The sequence below is a fragment of the Sphingobacterium mizutaii genome (assembly GCF_900187125.1).
GTDB classification, from domain to species: Bacteria; Bacteroidota; Bacteroidia; order Sphingobacteriales; family Sphingobacteriaceae; genus Sphingobacterium; species Sphingobacterium mizutaii.
Window position 1 is genome coordinate 3680087 of sequence record NZ_LT906468.1, and the last position, 13294, is coordinate 3693380.

A 13294-nucleotide genomic window follows, 5' to 3' on the forward strand; every position below is an offset into this window, starting at 1 on the left:
ATTTCTATCCCTTCTTAGAGTTCCAATATCTTATATTTTATCACTTTCTTATCTCCTTCCACCTGAAGGTCAGAGTACAAAACGACTGAAATTACCGAGCGATCCTTTCCATCCAAAGGGATTTCAATATCCTCATATTTCTGGTCAGTTGAAGTGATTTTGAACTTAAAATCTTCCTTCGAAGCATATTCATTTAATCCAAAAACCCTATCCTCCAGATTATGACTTACCGTTGAAGTCAGGTATTTAAAATCTAACTTCAGTTTGGAATCCAAAACTAGGTTTACCAACCTTATTTTCATCTTCCCAGGATCAGCCTTGATTACATCATCCTCTGTAACAAGTGATTCGTACTTGTTTTCACCAAAGAAAAAGAAAGTATACATTTTTGGACTTAGGAACACCTTCTCTGTAGCATACAACACTTCACCTCCCTCAGTTTTCAGTTCTAAGGACCTTTTCCCTGGAAATATAGTACGGTGGCCTAAGTATCCCCCTGTATTCAAATAGTCACCTTCCTTATTGATTTGTTTATCATCTATAAAAAGTATAAGACTGTTTTTTCCAATAGCATTGAAGGCTGCAATTCCCGAAAAACCATCACGGCCTTCTAAATTTTCAGGACTTATTCCATCATCCTTTGCACAACTCTGTATGAAAATTGAAAAACACAACAAGACAATAGCCAGCAAATTTTTATTTCTTGGAAACATACTTCAAAAATCTTTATATTCAAAGATACAACGAATTTGGAGAGCTTATTGCTACAGCTCAATGAATTCAAATCAATGAACTATTTATGCAATAGCTTGACCGATTCCAATTGTTTTACACAGGACATTCTACCTAGCTCGTTAATGACCTACAAAATTGAATCCTAAAAGTTTTTTTTTAAGTTTGTACTAACGTAAATCACGTCATATTAATGGCTAAATTAAATACATTTAAAAACGGTAGTGGTAGCACTGGGACTAAGAAGACGAAGAACACTACTATTTCATATCAAAAAAGAGCAAAAACCAAGTCTTTTGATCAATTCAACTTTTCTGAAGGTCAAAGAAAGGCTCTCAAAATATTAGGCCTATTCCTGCTATTGCTCGCTGGCCTATTCACTGTTGCTTTTGTTTCCTATTTGTTCACTTGGCAGTCTGACCAAAGCTACATCGCCCAAAGCAATGGCGGATGGAGCACTTTAATGCAAACAACAGACGAAATCCACGATGAAACCATAGAAACACCGATCGTTCAAAACAAACTCGGAAAGTTCGGTGCCCTTCTAGCCAACCAATTCATGTATGAGTGGTTCGGAGTTGCTTCCTTCCTCTTTATTTTGGTCTTATTTGTTATCGGATACAAATTCCTGTACAAAAGATCCATCCTTCCAGTATGGAAAACAGTGATCTATTCGCTGGTTGCCATTATCCTTTTGTCGATTACACTTGGCTTTGCCCAAGATTTTATATCCAATACCCCACATATCCTAGAAGGTAAATTCGGTTTTTGGACCAATCAGATCCTGAAAAACCAAATTGGAACCGTAGGAACAGGTGGATTGCTGGTCTTTATTTTCTTGACCGCATTAGTGTTGTTGTACAATTACGATTTAAGGTTCTCTTTCCAATCTTCTAAAAAACAATTGGAAGACGAGGATGAAGAATTTGAAGAGGATGACCAAAACTACAGTACGGTCAACAACAAGATCAAGACAAATACCCAGCAAAATATCGCAACAGATACTTATGCTGTTCCCGATGAAGAAGAGGATGAAATCGGCAGTGTAGAATTCACGAGCAATAAAGAAGAAGAAACTCCAGTTTCGCTTCCTTTGAACGTAAATGCAATCAAGCCAAACACTAACTTCGTGGAGAACCAACAGAAGGAAATCGAACTCAGTATCGAACCTCCTCCTGCCCCAGCAAAGAAAACTGAAGAAGCTGCTGAACCCGCATTAACGGTGGAAAGAGTCATTGAAGAAAAACCGATCTCTGCCAATGACTTAGTGGAGAAATTTGGAGAATATGACCCTAAACTAGACCTTTCAGGCTATCAATATCCTGGATTAGATCTATTGAAAGATTATGGTTCTGGCAAAATCACCATCAACCAACAAGAACTCGAAGCCAATAAAAATAGAATTGTAGAGACCCTGAGGAACTACAGCATTGAAATCGAACATATCAAGGCTACCATCGGTCCAACGGTGACTCTGTACGAGATTATCCCGAAACCAGGGGTCCGTATTTCTAAGATCAAGAATTTGGAAGATGATATTGCCCTTAGCTTAGCGGCTTTAGGTATCCGTATCATTGCGCCAATGCCGGGTAAAGGAACCATTGGTATCGAGGTACCAAGCTCAACTCCTGAAATGGTTTCAATGCGCTCTATCCTGACAACCGAGAAATTCCAGAAGTCGGATATGGACTTACCTATTGCTTTAGGAAAAACTATCTCCAATGAGGTATATATTGCCGATTTGGCTAAAATGCCACACTTATTGGTAGCGGGTGCTACAGGTCAGGGTAAATCGGTTGGTATCAACGCCATCTTAACTTCCCTGCTTTACAAAAAACACCCAGCAGAGTTAAAGTTTGTCCTTGTCGACCCTAAGAAGGTAGAGTTATCCTTATTCAAGAAAATCGAAAGACATTTCTTGGCAAAACTGCCTAATGAGGATGAACCTATCATTACCGATACGAAAAAAGTAATCAACACCTTAAATTCACTTTGTATTGAGATGGATCAACGTTATGATCTATTAAAAAATGCTCAGGTAAGGAATTTGAAGGAATATAATGCAAAATTTATCAATCGTCGATTAAACCCTGAGGAGGGTCATCGATTCTTACCATTTATAGTTCTTATAATTGATGAGTTTGCCGATTTGATCATGACAGCCGGTAAGGAGGTAGAAACACCTATCGCTCGTCTTGCTCAGTTAGCCCGTGCCGTAGGTATCCACTTGGTCATTGCAACCCAAAGACCTTCCGTGAATATCATTACAGGTACGATCAAAGCTAACTTCCCAGCTCGACTTGCATTTAGGGTACTTTCGAAAACCGACTCAAGGACCATCTTGGATAGTGGCGGTGCAGACCAATTGATTGGTCGTGGTGACATGTTGCTTGCAACAGGTAGTGACCTAATCCGTATCCAGTGTGCCTTTGTCGATACCCCTGAGGTCGATCAGATTTCTGATTTCATCGGATCCCAACGTGGTTATCCATCTGCCCACCTATTGCCAGAGTACATTGATGAAAATGGTGAAGGTTCAGGTTTATCGGATTTCGACTTGTCCGACAGAGATCAGTTGTTTGAAGAAGCTGCAAGGCTGATCGTTATGCATCAACAAGGCTCAACATCATTGATTCAGCGCAAGTTAAAATTAGGTTACAACCGCGCTGGTAGAATCATCGATCAATTGGAAGCTGCAGGTATTGTAGGTCCTTTTGAAGGTAGTAAAGCACGCGAGGTGCTCTATCCAGATGAATACTCATTGGAACAATATTTGGAAACATTAAGAAAAGATTAATTAATGATGATGAGATTTATGTATGTATTTGTTGCCCTTTTCAGTGCAACATTAGCGTTCGGACAAAATGGTTCAGCCAAGAAAATCTTGGATGAAGTGTCCCAAAAATACGATGGTTACAAAACCATCCAGTCTGAATTTACTTTTAAAGCCACTCAAGCTAATGGTGAGAATTATACCGATAAAGGAAAGCTGTTCTTGAACAAACCTTCCAATCAGTATAAGATTTCATTAGCAGCACAGGATCTGATATCCGATGGCAAATCCACTTGGTCTGTTCTTAAAGAAGATAAAGAAGTTCAGGTCTCTGAAGCTGATAACTCAGGACAAGCCATTGGACCCAACAATATTTTCACCTTCTACAAATCAGGATATAAATTCGGAAGTTCCTCCAATCAGTCGGATGCTGCGGCAGGAAAACTGACTGCAATCGACTTGACTCCTGAAGATGCAAAAAGCAACTATTCAAAGATCCAGGTTCGCATCAACAAGAACAAACACATCCATGATGTAACCATCTTTGACAAATCTGGTGCAAAATATACATATACCATCAATGGACTTTATGTCAACAGCCCTATTGCTAGCTCAACTTTCCAATTCAACAAAGGAAATTACCCAGGCTTTGAAGTGGTAGATTTACGTTAAGAAACCAAACATTTCATATAATAAAAAGGCGAGTCAACCCAAAGTTGCTCGCCTTTTTGATACCGATGGTTTTTAAGTCCCTAAATAAAAAAGCCTCTTAGTCGAGGCCCTTTTATACTTATTCTAAAAAAATATAATGAAAATTCTAATCTATGCCCTGAAAAAGCGAAGCTCAATCAGGTCGTTTGGCACTGGCAATGAATTCCAATGCTCATGTATCGCCAAGGCTGCCCCTACAGCTGTAGCTTGTGCCATGGATGCGGCATAAACCTCCACCTCCGGATACTCCTTCGCCAATAGGTTCATATAGATCGAATTCTTACTGAATCCACCATCCACAAACACCCTACTGATCTTTCCTTCATTCATGATCAAATTGGTCGATCGCACCTGCGCCTTGACCAAATGCAACATAAAGGAGTGATAAGCTTCTTTAAAGTCCTTAAACTGGCTTAAATCCAGTTTTGAGAAAGCATCCAACTCATCAGATAGCTCCTCGGTTTGTAAAGCCTTGATCAAGTCCCAATCAATCTCCATATTCCTGAACTTGGCAGTGGTTACACCGAAATGATCAGCTATCCGCTTCGATTGCACATCATGTTCATGACCTGCAAATAAACGCGAAGCTTTGACAGGATCACCCGCATAGGACAGGTAAAACAAACAGTCCTGTTCCAGCTCAGATTTAGTCAGTGGACTATGGTTGAATGGATTCAACGAGATGCACCAAGTTCCGGTAGAAATCAGCACAAATGGCTCGTGGAAATTCAATAAATACGGTATCAAAGCCGATGAACTATCATGAAGACCAGAACCGATCAGGAAGGTACTCCCCGGAAAATTCGCCGAAAACACCTCATCCGCTTGCACAACCGGCGCCAACTTTTTATCAACGCCATTATCTTTCACCCATTGGTGATAATCCTGCTTATTGTAGTCCCATAATGCTGTATGGCAACCTATGCTGGTTTTATCCGAATAAAGCTTTCCAGACAGCAAAAAACTAAGGTATTGCGGGAGATGAAGCGCACAATGGATTTCATCGAATACCTTCGGCCTTTCTTTTTTCACTCGAAACAATTGCAGACCTGAATTCAGGCTTCCTAAATCCGGAGATGCAGTATCCAAACTGAATTTTTCCAATCCTCCATAATGATTATGGAGTTCATCTTTCAGTTCCTGCGGATATTCCTTCAGGTAATTGTACAGAGGAGTCAAAGGCTGTCCATCCTCTCGGATCAGCACAAAACTGGCTCCATAAGCCGTAAAATTGATTGCTTTGACTTCAAATTCCGTTTTACGGAAAATCTCATGCAAGGAGTCAAATACGGACAACCTTAAACTCTCAATATTTTCACAAGGATCCCCATCCTCATCTACCGTTTCCAAAAAGCGCGCTGACTTCTCAAAAACGATCTGATAATGTTCATCAAACAAGAACAACTTTTTGTTCGTTTTGCCAACATCAAAAATGGCAACAACAGGTATACGTTCTTTTTGTCCCATTCTATATGCTATAATCCAGTTGCTACCGAGTTTTCACCTCTTTCTTTTACCAATTGCGTCCTAACGTTTAATTCATCAAACAGTTGCAAAGGATCCAAAGCTGCTCCAGCCCTTAATCTTGCCTCCGCTACGATCGGACGAACATCCGTGCGAAATGCATCTTGCAATATATTCTGTGCTTTTACGATATCATTGTTTTGTTGAGCTTCTTTCAATGCCTTACGATCCACCAATAGTGCCTGCGCATAGGCAATCATAATTGCCTCAACGGATTGCAATAAATCAACCAATGGATCTTTCAGGTTATGCGAAGCATCGATCATCCAACCCAAATCACTGGCATGGTCCATACCTCGGGCATCCATTCCCTCCACCAATTCATTGAAGATCAAAAACAGTTGGTAAGGCTTAATTGCTCCGGCCGTAAGGTCATCGTCAGCATATTTACTGTCATTGAAATGGAAACCACCTAACTTTCCTTCCATCAGCAATAAAGAAACAATCTGCTCTATATTCGCATTAGGGAGATGATGTCCCAGATCAACCAGTGTAAATGCCTTAGGCCCCAATTTACTGGCCAATAACAAGGATTGCCCCCAATCTCCAATGGTCATAGAATAAAAGAAGGGTTCAAAAGCTTTATACTCTACAAATAGCTTCCAATCTTCTGGTAGATGGGCATAGATTTCCTTCAGGCTTTCTAAAGTATGCTGAAAAGCTTCCCGAAAATTCAATTGACCTGGAAAGGAAGAACCATCCGCCAACCAAACGGTCAACGCTTTTGATCCCAAGGCTATACCATGATCGATGACTTCTTTATTATGCTCCACCGCCTGTCTCCTGACCTTCGGATCCACATGATGCAAAGAACCATGCTTATAGCTTAATTCCTGATCCTTCTGGTCCTGAAAAGTATTGGAGTTTACCGCATCAAATTTCAAATCAAAAGAAGCCGCCAAATCCTTGATCTTTTGGGAATCTTTAGGGATATCCCAAGGGATATGCAATGAAATGGCACCACTCGACCTGTTTAAGGCATGCAATAAACCTACATCTTCAATCTTTTCTTCTAAAGTTCCAGGCTCACCCTTACCTGTAAATCGACCGAAACGAGTACCCCCCGTTCCCAATGCCCAACTCGGTATGGCGATCTGAAACTTTTCCAACTTCGATACAATAGCTTCAATCCCTTGAATATCTTCTTTCAGAAATTGGAAAGCACGCTGATGCCTACTTTCCAATCTCTTATTGTGTATTTCAATCTGTTCTTTCGCAATTCTCATCGTATCTGCTTTATATTTTGGATAGGGCTCTTACCTCACAAAAGCCATCGCAACGCCACCATCCACATTCAATACATTCCCGGTTGACTTGTTCAACAATCCTCCAACAAAGGCAAAACATGCATTGGCAATATCTTCAGGAAGGATAACCTCATTCAACAAGGTACGTTTGGCATAGAATGCCGGCAATTCTTCCACAGAGATGCCATAGGCTTTTGCTCTTCCCTCAGCCCATCCTCCAGCCCAGATATTACTATCTGAAATAACCGCATCTGGATTAACCACGTTCACCCTGATCTTATCCGGACCTAACTCCGCAGCATTTAATCGGCTAAGGTGTAACTGACTGGCTTTCGCACTGCCGTATCCGGCATTATTAGGGCCGCTCACCAATGCATTCTTACTAACTATATTGAGAATATCACCACCTACTCCTTGCGACTTCATAACGCGTACTGCTTGTTGGGTGACATAAAACTGTCCTTTCACCAAAACATCGTATAAAAGGTCAAGATCTTTTTCGGTATGATCTTCAATAGTTTTTGAAATAGAAAGACCTGCATTGTTTACCACGATATCAATACCCGCATAATTCAAACATGCTTTTTCAAATGCGACTTTGATCTGCTCTTCATTGGTTACATCTAAAGGTACAGATACTACATTGTCATTTCCAAAGGCAGCCTCAAATTCTTTTTTAGCACCAGCCAATCGTTCCGCATTCAGGTCATTCAACACGATAACCGCTCCTTCTTCTGCAAATTTCTTGGCGATAGCCTTACCTATTCCGCCTGCACTACCTGTTACCAAGGCAATTCTTCCCGATAAGGCCTTTGGTTTTGGCATACGCTGTAATTTCGCTTCTTCCAACAACCAGTATTCAATATTGAAGGCCTCTTGCCTAGGCAAGGAAGTATATTCACTTACAGCCTCCGAACCTTTCATGACATTGATCGCATTGGTATAGAACTCAGCTGCTACCCTTGCCGTCTGTTTGTCCTTAGCAAAGGCAAACATCCCAATTCCAGGATAAATAATGATCACCGGATTTCTATCCCTGATCGCAGGGCTATTCGGATGTTTACAGGACTCATAATATTCTGTATACATCGCTCTATAATCCTCAAACAAAGGCGCAAGTTTCTCCTTCAGTGCATTTACATCACTCAAGTCTTCCTCTTTGTCCAAGTTCAGGATCAAGGGCTGTATTTTAGTTCTCAAGAAATGATCCGGACAGCTGGTACCTAATGGCGCCAATTTCTCCAGATCATTGGAGTTAATATATTCCAGTACACGGTGGTCATCTGTAAAATGACCAATCATGTGGCGTTCACTGGAACAAAACCCTCTTAAAATAGGTGCTATTTTAGCTGCCTGTACTTGTCTTCCTTTAGGATCCAGACTTTCCACTTTCTGACCGCCGAAAATCGCCCTGTTCTTACCATAGTTTTCTTCAAGGTAATTCGCACATGCCTCAATCACATCCAAAGAATTGATATAGCAATCCTTGGCATTATCGCCCCAAGTAAATAGACCATGGGAACCCAACATGATACCACGGATACCAGGATTTTCCTCAAGACATTCACGCAATTGCAGACCAAGGTCGAAGCCTGGTTTTTGCCAATCAACCCAACCAATGGTCCCGTTGAAAAGCTCTTGCGTAATCTTCTTGCCATCCTTTGCCGCTGCTATAGCAATCGCTGCATCGGGGTGAAGGTGGTCAATATGTTTGAATGGTAAAAATCCATGTAAAGGGGTATCGATCGAAGGCGCTTTCGAAGCCAGATCAAAGATACAGTGGTTGAACAGTTCAACCATCTCGTCCTCATGTTCTATCCCTCGATAAACTTTTTCAAGATCCCGAAGCCTATCTACATATAAAGCAGCTAGGCCTGACTTCTTCAATGTCCCTATATCCCCTCCCGAACCTTTGATCCACATTACCTCTACCTCCTCACCTGTCAAGGGGTCCTTGTCCATTACTTTGCAAGAGGTATTCCCTCCGCCGTAATTGGTAATCCTTAAATCCGATCCTAAAATGTTAGAACGGTATAATAACAGAGCTACCTCATCACCCGCAAGCTGTTGAGCGTACTCATCGTCCCATAAATAATTAACGTGTTTGTATGTTCTCACAGTTATATGTATTTAGTTTATTATTCTAATGTTTTCGCAAATCCCACTATGCATATCGATAAAATGATAGTGGCTATTCCAGCGATTATCGCTGTATATGTTGGTTTACTGACACCTTTCCATTCCTTCAAGGCAATTCCCCAGGCATTCGAAATCAAGATAATAAATGCCATGTGCAATATCCAGGAACTCGCCCCATTGCCCAACCTACTCTCACCCATGCCATAGAAAAAGAACTGTAGGTACCATGTTGTGCCTGCTATGGCGCAGAGCAAAAAGTTCTTTCCTAATGGAACATTCTTTTTCGTATAATCTACAAACGAATGGTTCTTGATCAATAGGTACAGGCACCATAAAAAATTCGTAGTAAATCCGCCCCAAAGGATAACGATATAGGTCACATTGTTTTGATACAAAAACTCACCTTGCCCCGGATTGGCAGACTTCCATAAATTATTGGCGACCTCTGCCATAGGTTTGCCCGATTCTATCCCAAAATTAAAACAGGCACTCAACACCCCAGATACTATAGCGACTACAATCCCCAGCCCAAAATTATAATCCGCTTTAGCCTCCGATGCCAAGGCACCCAAACTCCTCTCCTTCAATACACCGGCCTTCCCACATAAATAAATCCCAACCACACAGACCAATAAGCCTACCATCACACATATCCCTGCATTCTCCGTAAAGAAGTAATCAATACCATGTTTCCCATCAGTCTTATTGAAAAAATAATAGATCGCAGGCATCAATGATCCAAAAACCATACTAAGCCCCAGTATCACACTACTCCCCAGGGAAACCCCTAAATATCTCACTCCCAAACCGTATGTCAAGCCTCCTATTCCCCACAATATCCCAAACAGAAATGTATATCCCAAAATGCTGCTTCCTGTATCGTTGATAATATTCCAAAAATTAGGGATGGTCAACCATGCTGCAATCGGCGGAACAATGATCCAGGAAAACAAACCACCTAAAATCCACATAGCCTCCCAAGACCAGCCTTTTACTTTCTTAAACGGAACGTAAAAACTTCCAGACGCAAAGCCACCAATAAAATGAAATATTACTCCTGCAATTGCATTCATACGTGATCAAAAAGTGATTTAGGTTTTTTAAGTTATTTCGAAGATATTTTAATTCTTTCATTCAACTGTTATGCACTGTCATGCTGTTGGTAATTTAGACATAAGGCATTAGATAATTGAACCAGGATTCAAGGGATTCGGGGTTCGACTCCGCTCACCCACCAGATGGACCAAGATCATTGTCCCGATGGTCGAGCGAAGTCGAGACCCGGCACAGAATTAGAAATTCCCTGAGAGGGATTCAGAGCAACGCGAAGAATCTATTTCCTTTTTTTTGCGGAATATATCATTGCGAATCGCAAGATGAGCAAACTATTTCTATTAAATTTTGCAGGAATTAATGGGATTTATTCAGCCTGAAAGCTGACATTCTTTTTGAAAATATGCAGCGAGCGTATTGCATACGCCCAGCACATGCATTTGAACATTTACCCCTCTTTTTCTAAAGCATCCAAAAAAAAATAGACACAAGACCTTAGCCCCCTGAACGGTCTAAGGTCTTGTATCTATTGTCTTATGTCTTAGAAGAAAGTCTATGACATTCTTCTAATAAAAAAGCTTTCCTGCAGTACTCTGTTTTACCATATCAAGGGATACTCCATCATGGAGTTCCAATACCTTAAAACCACCAGTTGGCATAACCTCAAATACGCCCAATTCCGTTACTATTTTCTTCACACATTTCACACCAGTCAGGGGCAATGTACAGCTTGGCAACAACTTAGATTCTCCAGCTTTATTGACATGTTGCATGGCAACGATAATATTCTCGGCGCTTGCCACTAAATCCATGGCACCACCCATTCCTTTCACCATCTTACCGGGAATCTTCCAGTTGGCGATATCGCCATTTTCGGAAACCTCCATGGCACCAAGGATGGTTAAGTCGATCTTACGGGAACGGATCATGCCGAAACTCATTGCTGAATCAAAGAATGCCGATCCTGGTAAAGTAGTAATGGTTTGCTTGCCGGCATTGATATAGTCAGCATCTTCTTCTCCTTCAAAAGGAAAAGGCCCCATACCCAACAAGCCATTTTCACTTTGCAAAACCACATTGATATTGTCTGGGATATAATTTGCCACCAAGGTTGGAATCCCAATGCCGAGGTTCACATAATATCCATCTTTTATTTCCTTAGCAATTCGCTTTGCTATTCCAAATTTATCCAACATAGGTTAAATCTTTTTGAGGATCATGGCACTTGCTCCACCACCACCATTACAGATGGCAGCAAGTCCTAATTGACCATTCTCCTGATGTAATACACTAGTTAAAGTAACGATGATCCGAGCGCCGGAACAACCCAATGGATGCCCCAAGGAAACCGCACCACCATATACGTTCATCTGGTCTTCGGAGATGTCCAATAGCTTAGCATTTGCCAAGGCAACTACCGAAAAGGCCTCATTGAATTCAAAATAATCGATATCGTCTACCGTCAGTCCCACCTTCTGCAACACTTTTTGTGTAGCCGCAGTAGGTGTAGTGGTAAACCATTCGGGAGATTGTTCTGCATCAGCATAGGCAACGGCCTCAGCTAAAGGTTTGATACCAAGTTCCATTACTTTCTCTTCACTCATCAGGATAACCGCCGCCGCACCATCGCTTAAAGTAGAGGCATTGGCAGCAGTGATCGTTCCATCGGTTTTGAAGGAAGCCCTCAATTGGCTCACCTTTTCAAAATTGATATTCTTGAATTCCTCATCCTCATCCACCAACACGGTACCCTTCCTGGATTTCACTTCAACAGGAACCACCTCATTCTTGAATTTTCCAGTCTCCCAGGCGATCTTACTGCGGGTATAGGATTGAATCGCATATTCATCCTGATCGGCCCTACTGATCTCGTATTTCTCTGCACAGAGCTCACCACAATTTCCCATCGCTTGTTCCGAGTACACATCCGTCAAACCATCTTTTTGGATACCATCGGTTAACTTCTGGTCACCGTATTTGGCACCCCATCTCGCTGCAGTATCATAGAAAGGCACTTGGCTCATGTTCTCCATCCCACCAGCGATCACAACCTGCGCATCTCCCAATAGAATCTGTTGTACGCCTATTGAAATGGCTTTCATACCGCTAGCACAGACCTTATTGATGGTAGTTGCCGGTACATGATCAGGGAGCTCAGCAAACTTAGAAGCTTGTCTAGCAGGCGCTTGCCCCAGATTAGCCTGAAGCACCGAGCCCATATAGACTTCGTCCACATGGTGCTTCTCCAATTTAATTTCGTCCATTACAGCTTTGATCACGGTAGCTCCCAATTCTGTTGAGGAAACAGTAGCCAAGGATGATCCAAAACTTCCCATTGCTGTTCTCTTAGCAGCAACGATATATACTTTTTTACTCATTATCTTCTCTTTTTCTAACCGTTCTTTGTTCAATTCTCTTTTCATACTTCGCTCCTTGGAAAATCTTGTTTACAAAAATTCCTGGAGTATGAATATGGTTAGGATCCAATTCGCCCACCTCAACTAATTCTTCCACCTCGGCGATGGTAATCTTACCACACATAGCGACAGCATGGTTAAAGTTCTGTGCCGTTCCGCGGTAAACCAAGTTACCTGCTGTATCGCCTTTCCATGCTTTTACCAAGGCATAATCCGGTTCAAAGGCATATTCCATTAAGTAATCTTTCTCTACCCCATGGAAAGTAAACCTTCTTACTTCTTTACCCTCTGCCACTTCGGTCCCTACTCCGGCTGGCGTAAAAATTACAGGTAGTCCATATCCACCAGCCATCAAGCGCGTGGCCAAAGTTCCTTGTGGAACCAAGTCTACTTCCAACTCTCCACTCAACATCTGTCTTTCAAATTCTGCATTCTCACCTACATAGGATGCAATCATTTTTTTGATCTGCTTATTCTGCAGCAACAGGCCCAAACCGAAATCATCCACCCCTGCATTGTTACTGATGCAAGTGAGGTTTGTGACCCTCTTATCCAGCAAAGCCGAAATAAGGTTTTCAGGAATCCCACACAGCCCAAAACCACCTAGGGAGATGGTCATGCCATCCTGAATACCCTCAATAGCTTGCTGCGCATTAGATACTGTCTTATTAATCATATCTGTACATTGCGTTATTTCC

The 13294-nt window shown here is 41.6% G+C and carries 10 protein-coding genes; 2 read left to right on the top strand and 8 right to left on the bottom strand.

Annotated elements, in window-relative coordinates; translation table 11 throughout:
- Positions 1–14: 14 nt before the first annotated feature.
- Entirely contained in the window at positions 15–713 is a 699-nt protein-coding gene (locus tag CKW03_RS15910; RefSeq protein ID WP_093100217.1) for a DUF4397 domain-containing protein, read from the bottom strand.
- Between the two features lie 212 nt (positions 714–925).
- On the opposite strand from CKW03_RS15910, the gene CKW03_RS15915 reads away from it, so the two are divergent.
- Positions 926–3529, top strand: a complete 2604-nt coding sequence (locus CKW03_RS15915) for an FtsK/SpoIIIE family DNA translocase (RefSeq protein WP_093100218.1) — start codon at positions 926–928, stop codon at positions 3527–3529.
- A gap of 3 nt (positions 3530–3532) precedes the next feature.
- Entirely contained in the window at positions 3533–4177 is a 645-nt protein-coding gene (lolA1, locus tag CKW03_RS15920; RefSeq protein WP_093100220.1) for an outer membrane lipoprotein periplasmic chaperone LolA1, read from the top strand.
- 150 nt (positions 4178–4327) lie between these two features.
- Here the strand turns inward: lolA1 and CKW03_RS15925 are convergent, their stop codons facing one another.
- The 7 genes from CKW03_RS15925 to CKW03_RS15955 form a co-directional block, all read right to left on the bottom strand.
- Positions 4328–5683, bottom strand: a complete 1356-nt coding sequence (locus CKW03_RS15925; protein ID WP_093100222.1) for an FGGY-family carbohydrate kinase — start codon at positions 5681–5683, stop codon at positions 4328–4330.
- Between the two features lie 8 nt (positions 5684–5691).
- Positions 5692–6966, bottom strand: a complete 1275-nt coding sequence (locus CKW03_RS15930; protein WP_093100224.1) for a sugar isomerase — start codon at positions 6964–6966, stop codon at positions 5692–5694.
- A gap of 30 nt (positions 6967–6996) precedes the next feature.
- Complete coding sequence (locus CKW03_RS15935) at positions 6997–9105, bottom strand: bifunctional aldolase/short-chain dehydrogenase (RefSeq protein WP_093100226.1); 2109 nt, start codon at positions 9103–9105, stop codon at positions 6997–6999.
- 20 nt (positions 9106–9125) lie between these two features.
- Positions 9126–10199 (bottom strand): L-rhamnose/proton symporter RhaT, encoded by a 1074-nt coding sequence (rhaT, locus tag CKW03_RS15940; RefSeq protein WP_093100228.1) that lies wholly within the window; start codon positions 10197–10199, stop codon positions 9126–9128.
- Between the two features lie 546 nt (positions 10200–10745).
- Complete coding sequence (locus tag CKW03_RS15945; protein WP_093100229.1) at positions 10746–11375, bottom strand: 3-oxoacid CoA-transferase subunit B; 630 nt, start codon at positions 11373–11375, stop codon at positions 10746–10748.
- A 3-nt stretch (positions 11376–11378) separates the two neighbouring features.
- Positions 11379–12557: a thiolase family protein gene (locus CKW03_RS15950; RefSeq protein WP_093100480.1), complete on the bottom strand. Its 1179-nt coding sequence runs from the start codon at positions 12555–12557 to the stop codon at positions 11379–11381.
- A complete protein-coding gene (locus tag CKW03_RS15955) occupies positions 12550–13272 on the bottom strand; it encodes a CoA transferase subunit A (RefSeq protein WP_093100231.1) in 723 nt (240 codons plus the stop codon). Before CKW03_RS15955 ends, CKW03_RS15950 begins: the two co-directional genes overlap by 8 nt.
- Positions 13273–13294 lie beyond the last annotated feature (22 nt).